Raw genomic sequence first — 24338 nt, forward strand, 5'->3', positions numbered from 1 at the left:
TTACGGACGTCGTTCCTTCGGGAGTCCTACCATGACCGAACCTGTCGCAACGCGCGCCCTGGCGCCGCAGCGTTCCCGCTTTCGTTTGCCCCAGTGCTTTGGCTTCAGCTGCACAGGTTCTCTTTTGAAAAGGATCATTCAATGAACACTCGCAATCTCTGGGTCGACTATGCCAAAGCCATAGGCATCGTGCTGGTCGTCTACGGCCATGTCGTCCGCGGCCTGCTCAACGCCGGCATCCTGCAGGACGCCGAATTCCACGGCCTGGTGGACAGCGTCATCTACAGCTTCCACATGCCGCTGTTCTTCTTCCTGTCCGGCCTGTTCTTCTACAGCTCCTTCATCAAGCGTGGCACCGGCGGCCTGCTGGTGAACAAGATCGATACCATCGTCTATCCCTTCCTGGTCTGGTCGCTGCTGCAGGGCTCGGTGGAGGCGCTGATGTCGCGCTACACCAATGGCGGCGTCAGCTTCAGCGAAGTCCTGACGGTCTGGGAGCCACGCCAGCAGTTCTGGTTCCTCTATGCGCTGTTCCTGGTGTTCTGCCTGGCCATGCTCGCCTATCGTTGGGCCAAGCCGCTGGCCTTCTTTGCCGTGTTCGCCTTTGGCGCCCTGGTCTATCTGTTCCAGAACGCCGGCCCGGAAGACTTCTTCTTCACCTTTACCGCGCAGAACTTCGTGTTCTTCGCCTTCGGCGTCTGGTTCAACAACTTCAAGCAGGCCATCGAGGAACAGGCCGGTGGCGTGATGCTGGGTTCGGGTCTGCTGTTCGTGGTGCTCGAATACTGGTTCCACGGCCTGCTGGGCCTGGTCTATACCGATCGTGGCCTGGCCACCCTGGTGCTGGCGCTGAACGGCATCGTCTTCGTCAGCAGCCTCTGCATGGTGCTGGCGCAGCGGCCGCTGCAGTGGGTGCTCACCCTGGGCGCGCTGTCCATGCCCATCTACGTAATGCACGTGCTCAGCGGCAGTGGCGCCCGCATCGTCCTGAGCAAGGGCCTGCACATCAACGACGGCCTGCTGCACATCGTCGCTGGTTGCGCCTTCGGCATCCTGGTGCCGGTGGCCATCGCCAAGCTGCTGGAAGCCCGCGGCATCAATGGTCTGTTCGAGGCGCCGGCGTGGATCTCCGCCCGGCGGTGGCTTCGGCCCAAAGCAGAAACCCCCCGCCCCGCCGTCTAGGTGACGGCACCGACCAGGGCGCCCTGCGCGCCCTGGTCGGCGCGGCAGAGCTTTCGAATCACCGCGCAAGAGCCAACAAAAAACCCGCTGCCAGTCACCTGGCAGCGGGTTTTTTGTTGGCTGCAGCCCTGGGGCTTCAGCCGGTCACGCGGATCACTGGCTAGCCAGCACCTGGCCGTTCTTGACTTCCAGTTGCTTGCCCGGCTCGTGGTCCATGCGGACCTGGCCGATCTTGCCATCCAGCAGGTACTTGACGTCATAGCCGACCACCTTGTCGCTGCTGTCGTTGACCGTGCTGCAGCGGGTCTGGGTGGTGGTGTAGGTGTCGCGGTTCTGCATGTATTCCTGACCCTTGTTGCCGGCGTAACCACCGCCCACGGCACCGGCGATGGTCGCCAGGGTCTTGCCGCTGCCGTTGCCGACCTGGTTGCCCAGCAGACCGCCGACCACCGCGCCTACGGCGGTCCCGGCGATCTGGTGTTGGTCCTGAACAGGCCGCCGATGCGTCACCGCGACCTCCTTGCAGACCTCGCGCGGGGTCTTGACCGTTTCCTTGACCGGCTGGACGGCGACGACCTCGGCGTACTGAGGCCCGCGGTCGACGAAACTGTACGCCACGGCGCCACCAGCGGTGGCGACGATGGCTCCCAGAACCGTACCTACGAGCATCGACTTGTTCACTACAACCTCCTGACTACTCTGTCATAGCGGGCACCTGGCCCTTTGCCATGCCTGGGACATCAGGGACGGTCGTCGAGTTCCTTGGCTTGCGGGGGAATCAGGTCCTCGCTCTTCAGATCCAGCCAGATCAGCACCACGTTGGCGATATAGATCGACGAGTAGGTACCGGCCAGCACGCCGATGAACAGCGCCAGGGAGAAGCCGAACAGGTTGTCGCCGCCAAAGAACAGCAGCGCCGCCACGGCCAGCAGGGTCGAGATCGAGGTAGCCAGGGTGCGCAGCAGGGTCTGGGTGGTCGAGACGTTGATGTTCTCGATCAGACTGGCCTTGCGCAGTACCCGGAAGTTTTCCCGCACCCGGTCGAACACCACGATAGTGTCGTTGAGCGAGTAGCCGATGATGGCCAGGACCGCCGCCAGCACCGTCAGGTCGAAGGTGATCTGGAAGAACGACAGCAGGCCCAGGGTCACCACGACGTCGTGCACCAGGGAGATGATCGCGCCCACGGCGAATTTCCACTGGAAGCGGAAGGCCACATAGAGCAGGACGCCACCCAGGGCCAGCAGCATGCCCAGGCCGCCCTGGTCACGCAGCTCTTCGCCCACCTGCGGACCGACGAACTCGGTACGGGTGAGGGAGAAGCGTTCGGTGCTCGCCTGCTGCAGTGCAGTGGTCACCTTCTGGCCCAGCTGGGGATCATCACCGGGCATGCGTACCAGGACGTCGGTGGTAGCACCAAAACTCTGCACCACCGCTTCTTCGAAGCCGGCGCTCTGCAGTTGCTGACGGATCTTGCCGAGATCGGCCGGCTGCTCGTAGCGCAGCTCGATCAGGGTACCGCCGGTGAAATCCAGGCCGAAGTTCAGCCCCTTGTAGAACCAGCTGAACAATGCCAGAACGGTCAGGAGCGCGGTGATGGCGAACGCGATATTGCGTACGCCCATGAAGTTGATGGTCTTTTTCATCGGCGCGTCCTCAAATCCACAGCTTCTTGACGTTCCGGCCGCCATAAATCAGGTTGACCAGGGCGCGGGTCACGAAGATGGCGGTGAACAGGGAGGTGAAGATACCCAGCGACATGGTCACGGCGAAGCCCTTGACCGGCCCGGTGCCCATGGCGAACAGGATGGCGCCCACCAGCAGGGTCGTCAGGTTGGAGTCCAGGATCGCCGTGAAGGCGCGACTGAAGCCCTCATGGATGGCGCGCTGGATCGGCATGCCGTTGGCGATCTCTTCGCGGATCCGCGAGAAGATCAGCACGTTGGCGTCCACCGCCTGGCCCATGGTCAGGACGATACCGGCGATACCCGGCAGCGTAAGGGTGGCATGCAGAATGGACATCAGGGCCATCAACAAGATCATGTTGAAGCCGAGGGCAATGGTCGCCAGCAAGCCGAAGAAGCGGTAGATGGCGATCAGGAACAGCGAGACGAACAACATGCCCCACAGCGAGGCATCGATGCCCTTGGCGATGTTGTCAGCGCCCAGGCTCGGGCCGAGGGTGCGTTCCTCAGCGAAGTACATGGGGGCGGCCAGACCGCCGGCACGCAGCAGCAGTGCCAGTTCCGAAGCCTCGCCCGAGCCGTTCAGGCCGGTGATGCGGAAGCTGTTGCCCAGAGCAGACTGAATGGTCGCCAGGCTGATGATGCGCCGCTCTTCCTCGAAGCCGGGCACCGCCACTTCCTTCTGCACGCCGTCCACGGTCTGGGTGGTGTAGCGGGTGACCGGACGCTGCTCGATGAACACCACGGCCATGCTGCGGCCGACGTTGCTACGGGTGGCGCGGTTGATCAGATCGCCGCCATGGCCATCCAGGCGGATGTTGACCTGGGGCCGGCCGTTCTCGTCGAAGCTGGCCGAGGCGTCGGTGACCTGGTCACCGGTGATGATGACGTTACGCTCCAGCGGAACCGCCGGACGACCGGGCTCGCGGAATTCGAAGCTCTCGGTGGAGGCGCGCGGGGTATCCGCGGTGGCGGCCAGGCGGAACTCCAGGTTGGCGGTCTTGCCGAGGATGCGCTTGGCTTCGGCGGTGTCCTGCACGCCCGGCAGCTCGACCACGATGCGGTCGGCGCCCTGGCGCTGCACCAGCGGCTCGGCCACGCCCAGTTCGTTGACCCGGTTGCGCACCGTGGTCAGGTTCTGGGTGACGGCATAGTTGCGGATCTCGCGCAACTTGGCCTCGGTCAGCTGCAGACGCAGCACCTGCAGGTCGCCACGGGTGTCGGTGGTCAGCTCGAAATCGGTGTAGTTCTTGCGGATCAGGCTCTGCGCCTGCTGCAGATCGGCGGCATCGGTGAAGCCCAGCTGCAGGGCGCCATTCTGGTCGGGCATGCTGCGATAGCGCACCTTCTCGCGACGCAGCAGGGTCTTGACCTCGTTGTCATAGACCTTCAGGCGCGCGTCCACGGCCTTGTCCATGTCCACCGCCAGCAGGAAGTGCACACCACCGGACAGGTCCAGACCCAGCTTCATGGGGCTGGCGCCGAGCTTGCGCAGCCACTGCGGGGTGGTGGGGGCCAGGTTCAGAGCGACCACGAAGTCGTCGCCGAGGGTGCGGCGGACCACTTCCTGGGCCGGCAGCTGATCGTCGGCGCGCATCAGGCGGATCAGCACCCGGCTGCCGCTCTCGTTGACGTCGCTGGATTTCACGGCGAGTTGCGCCTGCGCCAGAGCCGCATTCACCCGCTGCACATCGGCAGGAGTCACCGTGCGTTCGGTGCTGGAAGCGCTGATCTGCAGGGCCGGATCGTCGGGGTACAGATTAGGAACCGAATAGATGGTGCCCACGACCAGTACGGCCAGGATCAGCAGGTACTTCCAGAGGGGATATTTGTTGAGCATGACACCGCCCGAGATAAAGGCGGGGCGCCTTGCGCGCCCCGATATTAGCTAGATTGAGGAAGACTCAGAGGGCCTTCAGGGTGCCCTTCGGCAGGGTCGCGGCAATGGCGCCCTTCTGGAACTTGAGCTCGACGTTGTCGGACACTTCCAGCACCACGAACTCGTCGGTGACCTTGTTGATGCGACCGGCGATGCCACCGGTGGTCACCACTTCATCACCCTTCTGCAGGCCGCCGATCAGGTTCTTGTGATCCTTGGTGCGCTTGGCCTGGGGACGCCAGATCAGGAAATAGAAGATCACCACGAAGCCGATCAGGAAGATGAACTGAATGTATTCACCTCCCGGTGCAGCGTTGGCGGCCGGCGCGGCAGCTTCCTGGGCCTGGGCCGTGGAAATCAGAAAACTCATTGCACTACTCCTTGCAGAGTTGGATGACGGAAAAAGAAGAGATGCCGGGGGTCGCTCGCCGCCGTTCCGACCGCATCTAGACCCTGCTCACGCCCCCGACGAAGGATGCGCGAGCGCCGTTTCGCCAGGGCGATCGGACAGGGGCTTTCAGCTGTCGAGCGGCGGCGTAGGCAGGCCGCGCCGAGCATAGAAGGCGTCCACAAAGTCGGCCAATTTACCCTCTTGGATAGCCTGGCGCAAACCGGCCATCACGCGCTGGTAATACCGCAGGTTGTGGATCGTATTCAGCATACTCCCCAGCATTTCCCCGCATTTATCCAGATGGTGCAGATAGGCCCGGGAGAAATGTTTGCAGGTGTAACAGTCACAGGTCGGGTCCAGCGGCGTCTCGTCGTGACGGTGCACGGCATTGCGCAGCTTGAGGACACCGGTGTCGATGAACAGATGGCCGTTGCGCGCGTTGCGGGTGGGCATCACGCAATCGAACATGTCGACGCCACGGCGCACGCCTTCCACCAGGTCTTCCGGCTTGCCCACGCCCATCAGGTAGCGCGGCTTGTCCGCCGGCAGGTGCGGCGGCAGGAAGTCCAGTACCCGGATCATCTCTTCCTTGGGCTCGCCCACCGACAGGCCGCCGATGGCGTAACCGTCGAAGCCGATGCCTTCCAGGCCTTCCAGGGACCTCAGGCGCAGTTCCTCGTGCATGCCGCCCTGGACGATGCCAAACAGCGCCGAGGGGTTGTCGCCATGGGCTTCGCGGGAGCGCTTGGCCCAGCGCAGCGACAGCTCCATGGAGCGGCGCGCGGTGTCGAAGTCGGCCGGATAAGGGGTGCACTCGTCGAAGATCATCACGATGTCCGAGCCCAGGGCGCGTTGCACCGCCATGGATTCCTCGGGCCCCATGAAGACCTTGGCGCCGTCCACCGGCGAGGCGAAGTAGACGCCCTCCTCCTTGATCTTGCGCAGCGCGCCCAGGCTGAACACCTGGAAGCCGCCGGAATCGGTGAGGATCGGCCCCTGCCACTGCATGAAGTCGTGCAGGTCGCCATGGCGCTGGATCACCTCGGTCCCCGGGCGCAGCCAGAGGTGGAAGGTGTTGCCGAGGATGATCTGGGCACCGATGTCGGCGACGCTGTCGGGCAGCATGCCCTTGACCGTGCCGTAGGTACCGACCGGCATGAAGGCCGGGGTCTCGACCACGCCGCGGGGAAAGGTCAGGCGACCGCGACGGGCCTTGCCCTCGGTGGCCAGCAATTCGAAATTCATGAAACTCATATCAGCTCTCCGGGCCCTGGGCCCCGGGATTGCGGGTGATGAACATGGCGTCGCCATAACTGAAGAAGCGATAGCCCTCGGCCACGGCCGTGGCATAGGCGGCCATGGTCTCGCGGTAACCGGCAAAGGCCGACACCAGCATCAGCAGGGTCGACTCGGGCAGGTGGAAGTTGGTCACCAGCGCATCGACCACGTGGAAGGGCCGACCGGGATAGAGAAAGATGTCCGTCTCGCCGGCGAAGGCCTTGAGCTCGCCGTCACGGGCGGCGCTTTCCAGCGAACGCACGCTGGTGGTGCCGACGGCGATCACCCGGCCACCCCGGGCGCGGCAGGCGGCCACGGCGTCAACCACGGCCTGGTCGACCTGCAGCCACTCGCGGTGCATGTGATGGTCTTCGATCCTTTCCACCCGCACCGGCTGGAAGGTGCCGGCACCGACGTGCAGGGTGACGAAGGCGGTCGCCACGCCCTTGGCGCGGATGGCCTCCAGCAGCGGCTCGTCGAAGTGCAGTCCGGCGGTGGGCGCGGCCACGGCGCCGGCATTGCGCGCATAGACGGTCTGGTAGCGCTCGCGATCCTCGGCTTCGTCGGGCCGGTCGATATAGGGCGGCAGCGGCATGTGGCCGACCCGCTCCAGCAGCGGCAGGACCGGCTCGGCGAACTTCAGCTCGAACAGCGCCTCGTGGCGCGCCACCATCTCGGCCTCGGCGCCGCCGTCGATGAGGATGCGGCTGCCCGGCTTGGGCGACTTGCTGGATCGCACATGGGCCAGCACCCGCTCTTCGTCCAGCACCCGCTCCACCAGGATCTCCAGCTTGCCGCCACTGGCCTTCTGGCCGAACAGCCGCGCGGGTATCACCCGGGTGTCGTTGAACACCATCAGGTCGCCGGGCCGCAGATAGCCCAGCAGATCGGCGAAATGGCGATGACTGAGCTCACCGCTGGGGCCGTCGAGCACCAGCAATCGACTGCCGCGGCGCTCGGCCAGCGGATGACGGGCGATGAGGGATTCGGGGAGGTCGAAATGGAAGTCGGCGACGTGCATGGCAGGTAGATCTCGAAAGGCCGCACAGCTTACCGGAAGCGGCCTTTTTCACCAACGCACTTTGGATTGACCGGGCCTGCCCGCGTCCCTATACTCCGCCGCCATTGCCCCGGTGGCGGAACCGGTAGACGCGGCGGATTCAAAATCCGTTTCCGAAAGGAGTGGGAGTTCGAGTCTCCCCCGGGGCACCAAGCTGTACCTTCCAGGCATCCGCTGCGCTATCTGGAAGCCGAAGAAACCGCCCCTTGGGGCGGTTTTTTTGTGCCTAATGATCAGCAGCACCGAGACCTGCAGCGTCAGGGTGTCCGCCGCCTTGCAGCAAAAGACTGCGCCTCTCGTCGTAGCGGCTAGACTGCCCATACCGGCCCGCCTGCGTCTCTGGCGCCGGCCCCTCCACGCTCTGGAGCAAACCGATGATCAGACTAGTCGTTGTCGCTGCACTCCTGCTGGTTGGCGGCTGCGCCGCCAAGGTCACCTCCTCCGCGGATCAGACGCCGATTCCCGTCTATGCCGATGCCAAAACCACGTTGGTGGTACTGTTCAAGGCCGATGCCAAGGTACAGGCCAACGAAAAATGGCCACTGCTGAAGAGCGAATGGCTGGAAGCACTGCGCACCAGGGGCCAAGCCAAAGGACTGCAGGTCCTGACCGAGCGGCCAAAGACGCCGGCGACCCTGGCCACCATCGAGGTCACCAACTTTCGCTACATGAGCTCGGGCCTGCGCTATTCGGTAGGAGTAATGGCGGGTAATGCCTGGATCAGCGCCCAGGTCCGCTACCAGGACGCCACCTCGGGAGAAACGCTGGCGACCCGCAACTACGACACCTCGTCCAGCGCCTGGGAGGGTGTGTTCTCCGCGATGACGTCCGATCAGATCAAGGCGCTGGCGACCACCATCATCGATGACGTGACCATCAACTCAAGCAGCAAACCGCGGCGAAGCCCTCAGTAGGCGCTGTTTGCTTGCCAGGTGAGCCCACGACGACTCGCCCAGGCTTACCGGCGGCGTTACTTACCATCTCTTGGGAATACAGTTTGAAACCGCTCCTACTATGCCTTGCCCTGCTACTGACCGGCTGCAACCACTACAGCCCAGCCGGCTCCGTCTGCGAACCCAGTCCGCTGAGTGGCGAGGACTGCAAGAAGTCGCAACCGGTCGGCAACTACCTGATGGATAAATATCGGGAATGGCAGCGGTACCAGTAGGCTGGCGTCTGCCCGAGACTTGCCGAGACCAGAAGATGCGCCTGTGCCCTCCCCTGCTACTCGCCGTGGTGCTGACCCTGGGTGGCTGCGCCGTACAGCAACCTGCCCAGCCAGCCGGTGCAGCGATCGACCTGGATCGCTCGCCCAGCTGGACCCTGCAGGCCCGGTTGCACAGTGCGCTCTATGGCTGCGAATTGCTGGTGCTGCACGGCAACAACGCCCGCCTGGCGGGCGAGCAGGGGCGCTTGGCGGACTTTCGCCAGCGGCTGAACAGCTGCCAGACCCAGGCCATTGCCGAAGCGAAGTCTGCTACGGACAGGTTACCCACCGGCCAGGATCGCCTGCTGCGCAATGCGCAGAAGGCCTACCTGGCCGCTTGGCAGCGCTATCTGGTCGGGCTCACCATCGATCATCCGGCCGATCTGCAGCAGAAGCAGTCTTATCTTAAGGCGCGATCAGCGCTGCTCGAGGTGGCGTCAAAACGCCCGGACATCCGCGCCGAGCCCGGCAAACGACCGGATAGCCAGCTGACAACCGGCAGCTGAAACCCGAGGGCAAAGCATGCAATAGTAAGACATCGATACGGACGCGAGATCTTGCGCATGGAAACGCTCTCCCCTCTCTCCCAGGTGGCGGTCAAGGACCTGGAAACGGCCCAGACCCCCGCTCGCTTCTCCACCGCCTTCATCGAGCGCCTGCTCTCGCGTTGCGAGACGCGCATGGACGAGATGGAAGCCTGCCCCGACATGAGCGCGGATCTGCGCCTGATCCACATGCAGAACGTCGATCTGCTGGTGCGTACCGTGGTGGGCGAATGCCGCCATCGGGATCAGATCCGCCGCGTGCAGCGAATCCTGAGCTTCTGCGAAGCCCACGCCGGCTGGCTGCAGCCGCAACCGGTCGTGAGCAAGGGCGCCGCCTAGCGGACGGCGCCGCCGGGCCCTAGCCGGCCCGGCGCAGCAAGAGCACCCCGGCCACGGCGCAGAGCAGCGCCGGTGCCAGCACGGCCAGCAGCGGCGAGAAGCCGAACACCAGGCTGGACGGCCCCAGCAGATCCTGGAAGATCCGCAGGGCGAAGCCGATGATCACCCCGGTGAAGATCCGCTGTCCCAGGGTCACCGAGCGCAGCGGGCCGAAGATGAAGGAGATCGCCATCAGCACCAGGGCTGCGGTCACCAGCGGCTGGAAGATCTTCGACCAGAACGCCAGCCAGTAGCTCTTGTTGCTCAGGCCCTGATCGGCCAGGTAGTGGATGTACCACCACAGCCCGGAGATCGACAGCGCATCCGGCTCCATGATCACGGTGTCGAGCACCTGCGGGGTCAGCTCGACGTTCCAGGTGACCTTGGGTTCCTGGCGCACACTGGTCTGGCGATTGCCGAAGTCGGTGATGCTGACGTTTTCCAGCTCCCAGTGATCGCCACGGTAGATGCCGCGCTGGGCGAAGCTGGATTGCAGCAGGTGGCGATTATCGTCGAATTCGTAGCGCGTCACGCCCAGGAGCAGGCCATTGGGCTGCACCGCGTTGACGTGGGTGTATTCGTGCCCCTGACGATGCCAGAGACCGTGACGCGAACTCTGTGCCTTGCCGGCGCTCTGGGCCAGGGCCCGGCCGCTCTGCGCCAGATTCTCCGACCAGGGCGCCACGTACTCGCCGATCAGGATGCCGGCGATGAGCAGCACGAACATCGGCTTCATCACCGCCCAGACGATGCGCCCCAGGGAGACGCCAGCGGCACGCATCACGATCAGCTCGCTGCTGCTGGCCAGGGTGCCCAGGCCGATCAGGCAGCCGATCAGCGCGGCCATGGGCAGCATCTCGTAGGCCCGGCGCGGCGTGGTGAGCAGGACGAACTTGAGCGCCTCGGCGACCCCGTAGTTGTCGTCGAAGTCGCCGAGCTGGTCGATGAAGGCGAACAGCAGGGCCAGACCGACGATCACCCCCAGTACCGCGAGGATGCTGACGAAGACGGTGCGACCTATGTACCAGTCGAGCTTGTTCATGCCGCTACCTCCGGCTTGTGACCGCGCAGACGCGCCTTGAGCGGTTCCCAGAAGGCCAGTAGCAGGCCGAGTACCAGGAACAGCAGGTGCACGCCCCACAGCCCGATGGCCGGCGGCAGGCGACCCTTGTCCAGGGCGCCACGGGCGGCGATCAGCAGCGACAGATAGGCCATGTACAGCAGGATCGCCGGCAGCAGCTTGAGGAAACGGCCCTGGCGCGGATTGACCTTGGCCAGGGGCACGGCGATGAGGGTCACCACGAACACCAGGATCGGCAGCGACAGTCGCCACTGCAGCTCGCCGCGATACTGCAGCTCGTTGCTGCGCATCAGGTCGCCGGTGGTGACGGCGTCACGCTCGCTGATGTCCTCGCTGACCGCGGGCTTGGGCAGGAGCACACCGTAGGTATCGTACTGCACCACGCGATAGTCGGCCTGGCCCGGCACGCCGTCGTAGCGGAAGCCGTTCTGCAGGATCAGATAGCGACTGCCGTCCGGGTGGATTTCCTGCCGGCCGGTGTCGGCCACCAGCACGCCCACGCCACGGTCCTTGCCGCCGGCGGTGGAGGTGTTGCGCTCGGAGATGAAGACCCCGCCCAGCTGGCTGCGATCCGCCGACAGGCGCTCGGTGTAGGTGACCCGCGAGTTGTCCCTCAGGGACTGGAAGCGACCCGGTTCGAGGGTATCGAACTCGGTCATGGCATCCTGCTGGTTGAGGATGGTGGTGACCTTCTGCACGCCCAGCGGCGCCAGCGACAGGCTCAGCCAGGCGACCACCAGGGCGACCACCGCGGCCGGGGCCATGCTGTAGGCCAGCAAGCGGCGCGGACTCATGCCGGTGGCGGTGAGCACGGTCATCTCGCTGTCCAGGTACAGCCGACCATAGGCCAGCAGGAAGCCGAGAAACAGGCCCAGCGGCAGGATCAGCTGCAGGAAGCCGGGGATGCGATAGGCCATGATGAGCAGCAGCACGCCCGGATCCAGTAGGCCCTGGGCCGCCTGGGCCAGGTACTTGATGAAGCGGCCGCTCATGATGATCACCAGCAGCACGGCACTGACCGCACCGAGGGTGGTGAGAACTTCTCGAGACAGATAGCGGAAGACGATCAAACAGGATTCTCCAGGGTTGTCAGGCTCTGGCGCGAACGCTCACACTAGCTCGGCTGCATGGCTTGCGTTGCAAGGCCCACCCGTTGAAGGCCGATCGCCGGGAAAGGCCCTGGCGAAAGCCCCGCATTATATCCTGCGAACTCATGTGTTTGTCTTGGGGAGCTTCTCCTAATGGAATTCGTCGTCAAAAACGCTCGTCCGGAAACCCTGAAAACCGCCACGCTGGTCGTGGCCGTCGGTGAAGGCGGTGCGCTCGACGCAGCGGCCAGCGCCGTGGACGCCGCCACCTCCGGCGCCCTGAGCGCGGCGGTCAAGCGCGGCGACATCGCCGGCAAGGCCGGCCAGACCCTGCTGCTCACCAATCTGCCCGGCATCAAGGCCGAGCGCGTGCTGCTGGTGGGTAGCGGCGCCAGCGAAGGGCTGTCCGACCGCCAGTACCGCAAGCTGGCCAGCGGCGCCCTGGGCGTGCTCAAGAGCCTGGGCGGCAGCGACGCCGCCATCGCCCTCGGCGATGTGCCGGTCAAGAATCGCGACGGCTATGCCCGTCTGCGCCTGCTGGCCGAGACCCTGGCCGATGGCGACTACGTCTTCGATCGCTTCAAGAGCAAGAAGGCCGAGCCGCGGCCGCTGAAGAAGCTGACCCTGGTCACCACCAAGGCCTCCCAGCCGGAAGCCGAACGCGCCCTGGCCCATGCCCTGGCGATAACCCACGGCACCGCCTACGCCAAGGACTTCGGCAACCTGCCGCCAAACGTCTGCAATCCGGTCTATGTGGCCGATCAGGCCAAGGCCCTGGGCAAGCAGTTCAAGGACGCCGGGCTCTCCGTCGAGGTGCTCGACGAGAAGAAGATGCGCGAACTGGGCATGGGCTCCTTCCTCGCCGTGGCCCAGGGCAGCGCCCAGCCGCCGCGCCTGGTGGTGCTGCAGTACAAGGGCGGCGCCAAGAATGCCCAGCCCTACACCCTGGTCGGCAAGGGCATCACCTTCGACACCGGCGGCATCAGCATCAAGCCCAGCGCCGGCATGGACGAGATGAAGTACGACATGTGCGGCGCCGCCAGCGTCCTGGGCACTTTCCGCGCCCTCATGGAACTCAAGCCGGCGATCAACGTGGTAGGCCTCCTGGCCCTGGCCGAGAACATGCCCAGCGGCACCGCCACCCGTCCGGGTGACATCGTCACCAGCATGAGCGGCCAGACCATCGAGATCCTCAACACCGACGCCGAAGGCCGCCTGGTGCTGTGCGACACCCTCACCTACGCCGAGCGCTTCCAGCCCAAGGCGGTGATCGACATCGCCACCCTCACCGGGGCCTGCATCACCGCCCTGGGTTCGCTGGTCTCGGGCCTGATGGGCAATAACGACGCCCTGATCGACCAGGTCAAGCAGGCCGGCGATCGCGCCGATGACCGCGTCTGGCAACTGCCGCTGCACGACGAGTACCAGGAGCAGCTGGACAGCCCCTTCGCCGACATGGCCAACATCGGCGGCCCCAAGGCCGGCACCATCACCGCCGGCTGCTTCCTGGCACGCTATGCCAAGGCCTATCCCTGGGTCCACCTGGACGTGGCCGGCACCGCCTGGATCAGCGGCGGCAAGGACAAGGCCGCCACCGGTCGTCCGGTCCCGCTGCTGGTGCAGTATCTGCTCGACCGCACCGCCGAGGCCTAAGCACCTGCTCAAAGTCTGCTGCGCGTCGGCCAAACGGCGTTGAAAAGACCTTCGGAATGCTCATTTACGTTTTGTAAACTCGAGCGCGAGTCCGATCCGCTTCCTCAGGTCTTTTCGCCTTGTTTGGCTCTAGCTCGCGAGACTTTGAACACGCGCTAACGCCTATAGAGGCCGCGACGCCCCTGCGTCGCGGCCTTGCCGCTTCCCTCCCCTTCTTCGTGATCCGCCATGACCCGTGTCGACTTCTATGTTCTGCCTTCCACCGATCCCGCGGCGCGGCTGGCCTTCGCCTGCCGGCTGGTGGACAAGGCCTGGAAGCAGGGCATGCCGGTCTATGTGCACTGCGCCGACGCCGAGCAGCGCCAGCGCCTGAACGAGCAGCTGTGGGCGTTTCGTCCCGACAGCTTCGTTCCCCACGATCTGGCGGAGAACGCCAGCGACAGCCCCGTGGTGCTGGGCCTGACCACGCCCGCCGAGCAGCAAGGCGAGCTGCTGATCAACCTCAGCCTGGCCCCGCCGCCCTGCCATGCGGGTTTCGCCCGGATCGCCGAGGTGGTCGTCGAAGCCCCCGAAGTGCGCCAGGCGATGCGCGAAGGTTTTCGCTTCTACCGCAAGCTTGGCTATGCTCTACAGGACCATCAGCTGTCACGTGTCTGATTTCATGACCAGCACCAAGCCTCCCGCGCACGTCCTGCAAGACCTCGAAGCCATCCGCCAGGTGCTCGACAAGAGCCGCAACGCGGTCCATCCGAGCAGCGTCGATGGCATCCCCATCCTTTCCGACGTCATCGCCCCCAGCGCCGAGCGGCTCAAGGCCATTCCGCCGCTGCTCGACCAGATCGTGCCGGACGTCATCGAAGAGGTGACGCCCAGCGCGCCCCACGAAGACCTGGCCCAGGTGCGTCTGCGCCAGGAGGCGCCGGCCATCCTCCAGGAACTGCTCGACGAACAGTTGCCGCGCCTGGAAGCCGAACTGCAGCGCCGCCTGCAGCAGCGCCTGGAAGAATTGCTGCAGCGTCCCTGAGCCCGGGGCGCCAAGGCGCCCTGCCGTCGGCGGGCCGGAGTCGCTATACTCGGAGGCTTTCCTCTTCCAGCGACAAAAGCCCCCTCCATGGACAAGACCTACCAGCCGCACGCCATCGAAACCTCCTGGTACCAGACCTGGGAACGCCAGGGCTATTTCGCGCCCCAGGGGTCGGGCGAGCCCTACACCATCATGATCCCGCCGCCGAACGTGACCGGCAGCCTGCACATGGGCCATGGCTTCAACAACGCCATCATGGACGCCCTGATCCGTTTCCGCCGCATGCAGGGCCGCAACACCCTCTGGCAGCCGGGCACCGACCATGCCGGCATCGCCACCCAGATGCTGGTGGAGCGCCGCATCGGCGCCGAGGGCCTGTCGCGCCATGACCTGGGCCGGGACAAATTCCTGGAGAAGGTCTGGGAATGGAAGAACGAATCCGGTGGCAACATCAGCCGGCAGATCCGCCGCCTGGGCTCCTCGGTGGACTGGTCGCGCGAGCGCTTCACCATGGACGACGGCCTCTCCGAGGCGGTCAAGGAAGCCTTCGTGCGCCTGCACGAGGATGGCCTGATCTATCGCGGCAAGCGCCTGGTCAACTGGGACACCAAGCTGCACACCGCCATTTCCGACCTGGAAGTGGAAAGCCATGACGAGAAGGGCCACCTCTGGCACCTGCGCTATCCGCTGGCCGATGGCGCCCGTACCGCCGAGGGCATGGATTATCTGGTGGTCGCCACCACCCGTCCCGAGACCCTGCTGGGTGACGCCGCCGTGGCCGTGCACCCGGAAGATCCGCGCTACAAGGACCTGATCGGCCAGTACGTCGAGCTGCCCCTGGTGGGCCGGCGCATCCCCATCGTCGGCGACGACTACTGCGACCCGGAGTTCGGCACCGGCTGCGTCAAGATCACCCCGGCCCATGACTTCAACGACTATGAAGTCGGCAAGCGACACAACCTGCCGCTGATCAACGTCTTCGACGCCGACGCCGCGGTGCTGCCCGGCGCCCAGGTGTTCAACCTGGACGGCAGCGTCAACGGCATGTTCGACGCCACCCTCCCCGCCGCCTACGCCGGTTTGGACCGCTTCGAGGCGCGCAAGCGCATCGTCGCCGACCTGGACGCCGCCGGCCGCCTGGAAAAGATCGAGGACCACGCGCTCAAGGTACCCAAGGGCGACCGCTCCGGCACCGTGATCGAGCCCTGGCTGACCGACCAGTGGTACGTCTCCACCAAGCCCCTGGCCGACAAGGCCATCGCCGTGGTCGAGAGCGGCGAGGTGCAATTCGTGCCCAAGCAGTACGAGAACATGTACTTCAGCTGGATGCGCGACATCCAGGACTGGTGCATCAGCCGCCAGCTCTGGTGGGGCCACCGCATTCCCGCCTGGTACGACCAGGCCGGCAACGTCTACGTCGGTCGCGACGAGGCCGAGGTGCGCGCCAAGCACAACCTGGGTGACATCGCCCTGCGCCAGGACGACGACGTGCTGGACACCTGGTTCAGCTCCGGCCTGTGGACCTTCTCCACCCTCGGCTGGCCCGAGCAGACCGAGGCGCTGAAGACCTTCCACCCCACCGACGTGCTGGTCACCGGCTTTGATATCATCTTCTTCTGGGTCGCCCGGATGATCATGCTGTCCACCCACCTGACCGGGCAGATCCCGTTCAAGACCGTCTACGTCCACGGCCTGGTGCGCGACGGCCAGGGCCAGAAGATGTCCAAGTCCAAGGGCAACGTGCTCGATCCGCTGGACATCGTCGACGGCATCGACCTGGATACCCTGCTGCAGAAGCGCACCAGCGGCCTGATGCAGCCCAAGCTGGCCGAGAAGATCGCCAAGCAGACCCGCGCCGAATTCCCGGACGGCATCGCCAGCTACGGCACCGACGCCCTGAGATTCACCTTCTGCTCCCTGGCCACCACCGGTCGCGACATCAAGTTCGACATGGGTCGCGTCGAGGGCTATCGCAACTTCTGCAACAAGCTGTGGAACGCGGCGAACTTCGTCATGGAGAACGTCGAGGGCCAGGATACCGGCGTCAACGACGAACCCGTCGAGCTTTCCTCGGTGGATCGCTGGATCATCTCCCAGCTGCAGCGCACCGAGGCCGAGGTGACCCGTCAGCTCGACGCCTTCCGCTTCGACCTCGCCACCCAGGCGCTCTACGAATTCGTCTGGGACGAGTACTGCGCCTGGTACCTGGAGCTGGTCAAGCCGGTGCTGTGGGACGAGAACGCCTCCCTCGAACGCCAGCGCGGCACCCGCCGCACCCTGGCGCGGGTGCTGGAAGTGGTGCTGCGCCTGGCGCACCCCTTCATGCCCTTCATCACCGAGGAAATCTGGCAGCGCCTCAAGGCGCCGGCCGGCGTCCAGGGCGAGACCCTGATGCTGCAACCCTGGCCGGTGGCCAACGAGGCGCGCATCGACGCCGCCGCCGAAGGCGACATCGAGTGGGTCAAGGCGCTGATGCTGGGCGTGCGGCAGATTCGTGGCGAGATGAAGATCTCCATGGCCAAGCGCATCGACATCATCGTCGCCAACGCCAGCGCCGAGGACCAGCGCCGCCTGGCCGACTTCGAGCCGCTGCTGAACAAGCTGGCCAAGCTGGAATCGGTCCGCATGCTGGCCGCCGGTGAAGAAGCGCCGATGTCCGCCACCACCCTGGTCGGCGAGATGGAAGTGCTGGTGCCCATGGCCGGCCTGATCGACAAGGACGCGGAACTGGCGCGCCTGGACAAGGAGATCGGCCGCCTGGAAGGCGAGGTCAAGCGCGTCGGTGGCAAGCTGAGTAACGAAGGCTTCGTCGCCAAGGCCCCGGCCGAGGTGCTGGAGAAGGAACGCGCCAAACTGGCCGAGGCCGAGCAGGCCCTGGCCAAGCTGGTGGACCAGCGGCAGCGCATCGCCACCCTCTGATGCCCCTGAAGCCCACCCTCGCGGTGGGCTTTTTATTGCCAGGACGATTCTCATGGATGTGAGCAAGACCAAGACCAGCTTCTATCGCCGTCTCTATGTAGCCTGGCTGGTGGCCAGCGGTACCGCCACCAGCGTGCCGGCCCTGATGGCCGCCACCGGCATGCCGCGGCGCACCGCCCAAGACACCCTGCTGGCCCTGGCCGATCTGGATATCGACTGTCAGTTCGTGCAGGGTGAAGGCGCCCGCAACAACGCAGGTGGCTACGAGATTCGCGACTGGGGCGCGGTGGATCCGTGCTGGATCGAGCGTGAGCTGGCGCGGATCAAGAAGGTCCTGGGCTATCCCTGAACCCTAGACATCCAGCACCTGCACCACGTCATAGGCCGGCGTCTCATAGGGGTGCGCCGCCTTGAGCGCCGCCACGGCCTGGCGGGCGAGCTGTTCGTCGGCCAGCACCAGCTCCACCCGCCATTCCTCCACCCGTTCGAGACTGCCCTGCTCGCCCAGATGCGGCTGGCTGCCCGCTAGCGGACGGAATTGGCCGAGGCCCCGGACCTGCCAGCAGCAGCTGTCATAGCGGCCGATGCGACCGCCGCCCACGGCGAAGATCGCCTGCTTGACGGTTTCCAGGTGGGAGTCGGGGACGTAGAAGCAGAGTTTGAGCATGGAAGTCGCTCTCTGGCTGGGCGGCCCTCACCCCAGCCCTCTCCTTGAGGGAGAGGGGGTAAGAGCGCAGCGGCGGACGCCTGATGGCTCGCCGTCGGTTTGGAAGAAGAGCGTATGAGCCAGGCTCACCCGACCGCAGGTCGAGCAAGCCTGGCCAGGCGCCGAACCCTCAATCCACCCAGACCCGCGCATTGCGGAACAGGCGCATCCAGCCACCGTCCTCGCCCTGCCAGTCGGCCGGGATCCAGGAGTTCTGCACGGCGCGGAAGCAGCGCTCGGGGTGCGGCATCATCAGCAGCACGCGACCGTCCTGGCTGGACAGACCGGTGATGCCCAGCGGCGAGCCGTTGGGGTTGGCCGGATAGGTCTCGGTGACCTTGCTGTGACCATCGACATAGCGCAGCGCCACGGTACCGGAGACGTCGGCGGCGACCAGCGCCTGCTGATTCGGGTACTCGGCGAAGCCTTCGCCGTGGGCAATGGCGATGGGCAGCCGCGACCCGGCCATGCCGGCGAGGAACAGCGACGGCGAATCCTGCACCTGGACCATGGCCACCCGCGCCTCGAACTGCTCGGAGCGGTTGCGCACGAAGCGCGGCCAGAATTCGCTGCCGGGCACCAGCTCGCGCAGGTTGGCGACCATCTGGCAGCCGTTGCACACGCCCAGGGTGAAGGTATCGGTGCGCTCGAAGAACTGCTGGAAGCCGTCACGGGCGCGGGCGTTGAACAGGATGGACTTGGCCCAGCCACCGCCGGCGCCGAGGACGTCGCCATAGGAGAAGCCGCCACAGGCCACCACACCCTTGAAGTCCGCCAGGTCGATGCGCCCGGAGAGGATGTCGCTCATGTGCACGTCGATGGCGGCGAAACCGGCCCGATCGAAGGCCGCACCCATCTCCACCTGACCGTTGACGCCCTGCTCACGCAGGATGGCGACCTGCGGCCGCACGCCCTTCTTGATGTAGGGGGCGCAGATGTCTTCGTTGGGGTCATAGGCCAGCTTGGCCGACAGCCCCGGATGATCCTCTTCCAGCAGGGCATCGAATTCCTGCTGGGCGCACTCGGCGTTGTCGCGCAGGCGCTGGATCTGGAAGCTGGTCTCGCTCCAGACGCGCTGCAGCATGCGCCGCTCGGCCCGGTAGAGGTGCTCGTCGTGGTAGTGGATGTTGATCTCGTAGCCGTTGACCGGGTTGCCGATGACCGCCACACAGTCTTCCAGACCGGCCGCGCTGAACTGGGCCAGCACTTCATGGGTGAAGTCCTGGGGCACCTGGATGACGGCGCCCAGTTCTTCGGCGAACAGCGCACGGGTCAGCTCGTCACGGTCGGCGGCCAGGGCATCCAGGCGCAGGGCCAGGCCGCAGTGACCGGCGAAGGCCATTTCCACCAGGGTGGTGATGAGGCCGCCGTCGGAACGGTCGTGGTAGGCCAGCAGCAGGCCGTCCTGGTTGAGGCCCTGGATCACGGCGAAGAAGGCCTTGAGGTCTTCGGCTTCGTCGACGTCGGGAGCCTGCTGGCCGAGCTTGCCGTGGGTCTGGGCGAGGATGGAGCCGCCCAGGCGATTCTGGCCGCGACCCAGGTCGATGAGGATCAGGTCGGTCTGGCCCTTGTCCAGGCGCAGCTGCGGGGTCAGGGTGCGGCGGATGTCCTGCACCGGGGCGAAGCCGGTGATCACCAGCGACAGCGGCGCGGTGACGCTCTTGTCTTCGCCGCCGTCCTGCCAGCGGGTCTTCATGGACATGGAGTCCTTGCCGACCGGGATGGTGATGCCCAGCTGCGGGCACAGCTCCATGCCCACCGCCTTGACGGTTTCATAGAGGCGCGCGTCTTCGCCCGGGTGGCCGGCAGCGGCCATCCAGTTGGCAGAGAGCTTGATGTCGCCGAGCTTATCGATCCGCGCGGCGGCCAGGTTGGTGATGGTCTCGCCGATGGCCATGCGGCCGGAAGCGGGCGCGTCGAGCAACGCCAGCGGGGTGCGCTCGCCCATGGCCATGGCTTCGCCGGTGTGGACGTCGAAGCTGGTGGCGGTCACGGCGCAGTCGGCCACCGGCACCTGCCAGGGGCCGACCATCTGGTCGCGGGCGACCAGGCCGGTGATGGTGCGGTCGCCGATGGTGATCAGGAAGCTCTTGCTGGCCACGGCCGGGTGACGCAGGACGCGCTCCACCGACTCGGTCAGGTCCAGGCCGGCGCCGTCGAAGGCGTCGCCCAGTTCGGCTTCGCGGGTCGCGCTGCGGTGCATGCGCGGCGGCTTGCCGAGCAGGACGTCCAGCGGCATGTCCACGGCGTTGTTGCCGAAGTGGCTGTCGGCCACGGTCAGCTGGCGCTCCTCGGTGGCCTCGCCGACCACGGCGAAGGGGCAGCGCTCGCGTTCGCAGATGGCCTTGAAGGTCTCGAAGTTCTCGGCGTCCACGGAGAGCACGTAGCGCTCCTGGGACTCGTTGCACCAGATCTCCAGCGGACTCATGCCCGGCTCGTCGTTGGGCACGTTGCGCAGCTCGAAGCGACCGCCGCGACCGGCATCGTTGACCAGCTCGGGGAAGGCGTTTGACAGACCGCCCGCACCCACGTCGTGGATGAAGGTGATGGGGTTGTTTTCACCCAGCTGCCAGCAGCGGTCGATGACCTCCTGGCAGCGGCGCTCCATTTCCGGGTTCTCGCGCTGCACCGAGGCGAAATCCAGGTCGGCGGAGCTGGCGCCGGTGGACATGGACGAGGCCGCACCACCGCCCAGGCCGATCAGCATGGCCGGGCCGCCCAGCACGATGAGCTTGCCGCCCACCGAGATGTCGCCCTTCTGCACGTGGTCGGCGCGGATGTTGCCCAGGCCGCCGGCGAGCATGATCGGCTTGTGATAGCCACGCACCTCGGGACCGCGGGGGGTCTCGACCTGCTGTTCGAAGGTACGGAAGTAGCCGGCCAGGGCCGGACGCCCGAATTCGTTGTTGAAGGCGGCGCCGCCCAGCGGGCCTTCGATCATGATGTCCAGCGGGGTGACGATGCGCTCGGGCTTGCCGTAGGGCTGTTCCCAGGGCTGCTCGAAACCGGGGATGTTCAGGTTGGAGACGGTGAAGCCGGTCAGGCCCGCCTTGGGCTTGGAGCCGCGGCCGGTAGCGCCTTCGTCGCGGATCTCGCCGCCGGAGCCGGTGGAGGCGCCGGGGAAGGGAGCGATGGCGGTCGGGTGGTTGTGGGTCTCCACCTTCATCAGGATGTGCACGGGCTGGCTGTGCGCCCCGTACTCGCGAGACTCGGCGTCGGGATAGAAGCGCCCGGCGGTGAAACCTTCCATGACCGCGGCGTTGTCCTTGTAGGCGGACAGCACGCCGGTGCGATTCATCTCGTAGGTGTTCTTGATCATGCCGAACAGGGACTTCTCCTGGCTTTCGCCGTCGATGTCCCAGCTGGCGTTGAAGATCTTGTGCCGGCAGTGCTCGGAGTTGGCCTGGGCGAACATCATCAGCTCGACGTCGTGGGGATTGCGCCCCAGGGCGGTGAAGCTCTTGACCAGGTAGTCGATCTCGTCTTCGGCCAGGGCCAGGCCCAGTTCCAGGTTGGCCTGCTCCAAGGCCGCGCGACCGCCGCCGAGCACGTCCACCGCGGTGAGCGGCTTGGGCGAGGCATGGCTGAAGATGTCGGCGGCGGCGTCCAGGGTCGGCAGCACGCGCTGGGTCATGCGGTCATGCAGGGCCGCGGCCAGTTGCGCGTGGGCGGCGGCGTCCAGCTCGCCGGCGACATAGTAGGCCACGCCGCGCTCCAGGCGCTCGATCTGCGCCAGGCCACAGTTGTGGGCGATGTCGGTGGCCTTGCTCGACCAGGGCGAGATGGTGCCCAGGCGGGGCACGATGAGGAACAGCGCGCCGCTGGGTTCCTGCTGGGGGACGCTGGGGCCGTATTGCAGCAGTCGGCCGAGGATGCCCTCTTCCTCCGCGCTCAGGGTGCCGGCGACTTCGGCGAAATGAACGAACTCGGCATAGAGCCCGGAGACACCGGGAACCAGACGAGTCAGCTGGTCGAGAAGTTTGCCGTGACGGAACGAAGAAAGAGCGGGAGCGCCGCGCAGGATCAGCATCGGGGACAGCCTCGGGGCCAAGTCACTTTGGGGCCGTGCATTCTAGCCTAAAGGCGCGCCGGGGACACCTTCCGGCGACGAGGGTTCATCCAGCCTTACCACCATCCCTGTATGTATAAAATGGGCGCTTTGCCACTTCTCGCGTATACTGCGCGCCGATACGGCCTGCCGCGCCCCATGGACGCGGCTCCACATTGGGCTCAGGATAGAGCCTTTGGCCGGACCGGTGGCGCGGAGCGTCCCGACTATAACGAGTGCCCGGAGGGGCCGACCGATGAGGCGCGTCAGCAAGGCGCCAGTGCCGTTTTGATGCCGTATGGCCGAGCTAGCCCATTTGAATAAAGCCTTCAAGCGATTCGCCTGGCTTACCCTGCCCTTTCTCGCCTTGCTCATGAGCTGCGGGGAAGCGGACGTGCCTGCGCCGCCCAAGCCGACCACGCTGGAGCAGGTGCAGCAGGCCGGCGTCCTGCGCGTGGTGACGCGCAACAGCCCGGCGACCTATTTCCAGGACCGCAACGGCGAGACCGGCTTCGAATACGAACTGGTCAAGGGCTTCGCCGAATCGCTCAAGGTGCGCCTGGAAATCAGCACCGCCGACAACCTCGACGACCTCTTCAATCGCCTGACCGCACCCGACGGCCCGGTGATCGCCGCCGCCGGCCTCACGCCCTCGGTCAATCGCCAGAATCTGAAGTTCTCCCGCAGCTATCTGGATGTGGTGCCCCAGGTCATCTACCGCAACGGCACCGTCCGCCCCAGCACCCCCAAGGACATGGTCGGCAAGCGCATCCTGGTGCTCAAGGGCAGCAGCCAGGCCCAGCAACTCAGGGCGCTGCAGGCCCAGGTGCCGGAGCTCACCTTCGACGAGTCCGATCAGGTGGAGGTCAGCGACCTCCTGCGCATGGTCGACGAAGGCCAGATCGACCTGACCCTGGTGGACTCCAACGAACTGGCCATGAACCAGGTCTATTTCCCCAACGTGCGGGTGGCCTTCGACCTCGGCGACAACCAGGGCCAGGCCTGGGCGCTGCAACCCGGCGAGGACAACAGCCTGCTCGACGCGGTCAACGCCTACCTCGACAAGGTCCGCCGCGACGGCACCCTGCAGCAGCTCAAGGAGCGCTACTACGGCCACGTCGACGTGCTCGGCTACGTGGGCGCCTACACCTTCGCCCAGCACCTGCAGGAACGCCTGCCCAAGTACGAGAAACACTTTCGCAAGGTGGCGCAGAAGCATCAGCTGGACTGGCGCCTGCTCGCCGCCATGGGCTACCAGGAATCGCTGTGGACGCCGGATGCCACCTCCAAGACCGGGGTGCGCGGCCTGATGATGCTGACCAACAACACCGCCCAGGCCATGGGCGTGTCCAATCGCCTGGATCCCGAGCAGAGCATCACCGGCGGTGCCAAGTACTTCGACCAGATCCGCGACGAGTTGCCCGACAGCATCAACGAACCGGATCGCACCTGGTTCGCCCTGGCCACCTACAACATCGGCATCGCCCACATCCTCGACGCCCGCCGCCTGGCCGAATCCCAGGGCCTGGATCCGGATCGCTGGCTGGACGTGAAGAAGATGCTGCCGCGCCTGGCGCAGAAGCAGTGGTATAGCAAGACCCGCTACGGCTACGCCCGCGGCGGCGAAACGGTGGAATTCGTGCAGAACGTGCGCCGTTACTACGACATCCTCACCTGGACCACCCAGCCGCAGATGGAAGGCCAGCAACTGGCCAAGACCGGCCTCCACGTCCCTGCCATCGCCGACGACCGCCCCACCCGGGAAACGCCGCAGGATATGTAAAGAGAGACGTACCGTCGTCCGTCCGATGCGCCATTACCGCCCCCTCTCCCTCCGGGAGAGGACTGGCTCGCTCGAAACCTCGTAGCCTGGAAAACCGCGCAGCGTTTTCCACTGGCATCCCGACACCCTTCCCGCGTGGACAAGGCTGCGCCGTTGTCCACCCTACCTAGCTGAGGCGTGCCGTTGTCTAAGCCGATGCGCCGGTACCACCCCCTCTCCCTCGGGGAGAGGGCTGGGGTGAGGGCAGACTCGCTCGAAACCTCGTAGCGTGGAAAACCGCGCAGCGTTTTCCACTGGCACCCCGGCACCTCCCGCGTGGACAAGGCTGCGCCGTTGTCCACCCTTGTATCTCGACTACAGCCTCCTCAGGAGGTCATAGTCCCCGACTGATCATCGGGGGAGGATGGCAAGCCGCGTCCACCCTTAAGCCT

General features: G+C 65.6%; 20 protein-coding genes and 1 tRNA gene. 11 read left to right on the plus strand and 10 right to left on the minus strand.

Going from position 1 to position 24338, the window contains the following annotated elements:
• The first annotated feature begins 141 nt into the window (after positions 1-141).
• Complete coding sequence (locus tag EC839_RS07800; protein ID WP_007159687.1) at positions 142-1182, plus strand: acyltransferase; 1041 nt, start codon at positions 142-144, stop codon at positions 1180-1182.
• Positions 1183-1335: 153 nt separating this feature from the next.
• Here EC839_RS07800 and EC839_RS07805 read toward each other — a convergent pair whose 3' ends face one another.
• From EC839_RS07805 to queA, 6 genes are all read right to left on the minus strand, one after another.
• Positions 1336-1863 carry a glycine zipper 2TM domain-containing protein gene (locus EC839_RS07805; RefSeq protein ID WP_007162948.1) on the minus strand — a complete coding sequence of 176 codons (528 nt, stop codon included), beginning with the start codon at positions 1861-1863 and terminating at the stop codon, positions 1336-1338.
• A 59-nt stretch (positions 1864-1922) separates the two neighbouring features.
• Complete coding sequence (secF, locus tag EC839_RS07810; RefSeq protein WP_007162949.1) at positions 1923-2828, minus strand: protein translocase subunit SecF; 906 nt, start codon at positions 2826-2828, stop codon at positions 1923-1925.
• A gap of 10 nt (positions 2829-2838) precedes the next feature.
• Positions 2839-4707: a protein translocase subunit SecD gene (gene secD, locus EC839_RS07815; protein WP_007162950.1), complete on the minus strand. Its 1869-nt coding sequence runs from the start codon at positions 4705-4707 to the stop codon at positions 2839-2841.
• Between the two features lie 64 nt (positions 4708-4771).
• On the minus strand, positions 4772-5116 hold the full coding sequence (gene yajC, locus EC839_RS07820; RefSeq protein ID WP_007162951.1) for a preprotein translocase subunit YajC: 345 nt from the start codon (positions 5114-5116) through the stop codon (positions 4772-4774).
• Positions 5117-5263: 147 nt separating this feature from the next.
• Positions 5264-6382: a tRNA guanosine(34) transglycosylase Tgt gene (gene tgt / locus EC839_RS07825; RefSeq protein WP_007162952.1), complete on the minus strand. Its 1119-nt coding sequence runs from the start codon at positions 6380-6382 to the stop codon at positions 5264-5266.
• A 10-nt stretch (positions 6383-6392) separates the two neighbouring features.
• Positions 6393-7436: a tRNA preQ1(34) S-adenosylmethionine ribosyltransferase-isomerase QueA gene (gene queA, locus EC839_RS07830; protein ID WP_007162953.1), complete on the minus strand. Its 1044-nt coding sequence runs from the start codon at positions 7434-7436 to the stop codon at positions 6393-6395.
• Positions 7437-7542: 106 nt separating this feature from the next.
• Here queA and EC839_RS07835 point away from each other — a divergent pair.
• The 4 genes from EC839_RS07835 to EC839_RS07850 all read left to right on the plus strand — a co-directional run bounded on the left by EC839_RS07835 (position 7543) and on the right by EC839_RS07850 (position 9566).
• Positions 7543-7627, plus strand: a tRNA-Leu gene (locus EC839_RS07835).
• A gap of 222 nt (positions 7628-7849) precedes the next feature.
• On the plus strand, positions 7850-8389 hold the full coding sequence (locus tag EC839_RS07840; protein WP_007162968.1) for a DUF4410 domain-containing protein: 540 nt from the start codon (positions 7850-7852) through the stop codon (positions 8387-8389).
• 289 nt (positions 8390-8678) lie between these two features.
• Positions 8679-9188 (plus strand): hypothetical protein, encoded by a 510-nt coding sequence (locus tag EC839_RS07845; RefSeq protein WP_007162969.1) that lies wholly within the window; start codon positions 8679-8681, stop codon positions 9186-9188.
• A 57-nt stretch (positions 9189-9245) separates the two neighbouring features.
• Positions 9246-9566: a hypothetical protein gene (locus tag EC839_RS07850; protein WP_007162970.1), complete on the plus strand. Its 321-nt coding sequence runs from the start codon at positions 9246-9248 to the stop codon at positions 9564-9566.
• Positions 9567-9585: 19 nt separating this feature from the next.
• Here the strand turns inward: EC839_RS07850 and lptG are convergent, their stop codons facing one another.
• Positions 9586-10647, minus strand: a complete 1062-nt coding sequence (gene lptG / locus EC839_RS07855) for an LPS export ABC transporter permease LptG (RefSeq protein WP_007162971.1) — start codon at positions 10645-10647, stop codon at positions 9586-9588.
• On the minus strand, positions 10644-11756 hold the full coding sequence (lptF, locus tag EC839_RS07860; RefSeq protein WP_007162972.1) for an LPS export ABC transporter permease LptF: 1113 nt from the start codon (positions 11754-11756) through the stop codon (positions 10644-10646). Before lptF ends, lptG begins: the two co-directional genes overlap by 4 nt.
• Positions 11757-11927: 171 nt before the next feature.
• Here lptF and EC839_RS07865 point away from each other — a divergent pair, with 171 nt between their 5' ends.
• The 5 genes from EC839_RS07865 (at position 11928) to EC839_RS07885 (ending at position 17719) form a co-directional block, all read left to right on the plus strand.
• Positions 11928-13427, plus strand: coding sequence for a leucyl aminopeptidase (locus tag EC839_RS07865; RefSeq protein WP_077171780.1), 1500 nt, complete (start codon positions 11928-11930; stop codon positions 13425-13427).
• 228 nt (positions 13428-13655) lie between these two features.
• Complete coding sequence (locus tag EC839_RS07870; RefSeq protein WP_007162974.1) at positions 13656-14084, plus strand: DNA polymerase III subunit chi; 429 nt, start codon at positions 13656-13658, stop codon at positions 14082-14084.
• Positions 14085-14088: 4 nt separating this feature from the next.
• Positions 14089-14451, plus strand: coding sequence for a hypothetical protein (locus EC839_RS07875; RefSeq protein ID WP_007162975.1), 363 nt, complete (start codon positions 14089-14091; stop codon positions 14449-14451).
• A gap of 87 nt (positions 14452-14538) precedes the next feature.
• Entirely contained in the window at positions 14539-17370 is a 2832-nt protein-coding gene (locus tag EC839_RS07880) for a valine--tRNA ligase (RefSeq protein WP_007162976.1), read from the plus strand.
• Positions 17371-17422: 52 nt separating this feature from the next.
• Positions 17423-17719 (plus strand): helix-turn-helix domain-containing protein, encoded by a 297-nt coding sequence (locus EC839_RS07885; RefSeq protein WP_007162977.1) that lies wholly within the window; start codon positions 17423-17425, stop codon positions 17717-17719.
• 3 nt (positions 17720-17722) lie between these two features.
• Here the strand turns inward: EC839_RS07885 and EC839_RS07890 are convergent, their stop codons facing one another.
• Both EC839_RS07890 and purL read right to left on the minus strand, forming a co-directional pair.
• Complete coding sequence (locus tag EC839_RS07890) at positions 17723-18037, minus strand: hypothetical protein (protein WP_007162978.1); 315 nt, start codon at positions 18035-18037, stop codon at positions 17723-17725.
• A gap of 169 nt (positions 18038-18206) precedes the next feature.
• A complete protein-coding gene (purL, locus tag EC839_RS07895; RefSeq protein ID WP_007162979.1) occupies positions 18207-22106 on the minus strand; it encodes a phosphoribosylformylglycinamidine synthase in 3900 nt (1299 codons plus the stop codon).
• Between the two features lie 316 nt (positions 22107-22422).
• Between purL and mltF the strand changes: the two genes are divergently transcribed.
• Positions 22423-23907, plus strand: a complete 1485-nt coding sequence (gene mltF / locus EC839_RS07900) for a membrane-bound lytic murein transglycosylase MltF (protein WP_007162980.1) — start codon at positions 22423-22425, stop codon at positions 23905-23907.
• The last annotated feature ends 431 nt before the right edge of the window (positions 23908-24338 follow it).

This window comes from Pseudomonas sp. JUb52, from assembly GCF_004341115.1.
In the GTDB taxonomy this organism is placed as follows: Bacteria; Pseudomonadota; Gammaproteobacteria; order Pseudomonadales; family Pseudomonadaceae; genus Chryseomonas; species Chryseomonas oryzihabitans.

Bases quoted from the DNA above. Each gene is read 5' to 3' on its own strand.
- EC839_RS07800 (WP_007159687.1), top strand. From the start codon at position 142: ATGAACACTCGCAATCTCTGGGTCGACTATGCCAAAGCCATAGGCATC.
- secF (WP_007162949.1), bottom strand. From the start codon at position 2,828: ATGAAAAAGACCATCAACTTCATGGGCGTACGCAATATCGCGTTCGCC.
- secD (WP_007162950.1), bottom strand. From the start codon at position 4,707: ATGCTCAACAAATATCCCCTCTGGAAGTACCTGCTGATCCTGGCCGTA.
- yajC (WP_007162951.1), bottom strand. From the start codon at position 5,116: ATGAGTTTTCTGATTTCCACGGCCCAGGCCCAGGAAGCTGCCGCGCCG.
- tgt (WP_007162952.1), bottom strand. From the start codon at position 6,382: ATGAATTTCGAATTGCTGGCCACCGAGGGCAAGGCCCGTCGCGGTCGC.
- queA (WP_007162953.1), bottom strand. From the start codon at position 7,436: ATGCACGTCGCCGACTTCCATTTCGACCTCCCCGAATCCCTCATCGCC.
- EC839_RS07840 (WP_007162968.1), top strand. From the start codon at position 7,850: ATGATCAGACTAGTCGTTGTCGCTGCACTCCTGCTGGTTGGCGGCTGC.
- EC839_RS07845 (WP_007162969.1), top strand. From the start codon at position 8,679: ATGCGCCTGTGCCCTCCCCTGCTACTCGCCGTGGTGCTGACCCTGGGT.
- EC839_RS07850 (WP_007162970.1), top strand. From the start codon at position 9,246: ATGGAAACGCTCTCCCCTCTCTCCCAGGTGGCGGTCAAGGACCTGGAA.
- lptG (WP_007162971.1), bottom strand. From the start codon at position 10,647: ATGAACAAGCTCGACTGGTACATAGGTCGCACCGTCTTCGTCAGCATC.
- EC839_RS07865 (WP_077171780.1), top strand. From the start codon at position 11,928: ATGGAATTCGTCGTCAAAAACGCTCGTCCGGAAACCCTGAAAACCGCC.
- EC839_RS07870 (WP_007162974.1), top strand. From the start codon at position 13,656: ATGACCCGTGTCGACTTCTATGTTCTGCCTTCCACCGATCCCGCGGCG.
- EC839_RS07875 (WP_007162975.1), top strand. From the start codon at position 14,089: ATGACCAGCACCAAGCCTCCCGCGCACGTCCTGCAAGACCTCGAAGCC.
- EC839_RS07880 (WP_007162976.1), top strand. From the start codon at position 14,539: ATGGACAAGACCTACCAGCCGCACGCCATCGAAACCTCCTGGTACCAG.
- EC839_RS07885 (WP_007162977.1), top strand. From the start codon at position 17,423: ATGGATGTGAGCAAGACCAAGACCAGCTTCTATCGCCGTCTCTATGTA.
- EC839_RS07890 (WP_007162978.1), bottom strand. From the start codon at position 18,037: ATGCTCAAACTCTGCTTCTACGTCCCCGACTCCCACCTGGAAACCGTC.
- purL (WP_007162979.1), bottom strand. From the start codon at position 22,106: ATGCTGATCCTGCGCGGCGCTCCCGCTCTTTCTTCGTTCCGTCACGGC.
- mltF (WP_007162980.1), top strand. From the start codon at position 22,423: ATGGCCGAGCTAGCCCATTTGAATAAAGCCTTCAAGCGATTCGCCTGG.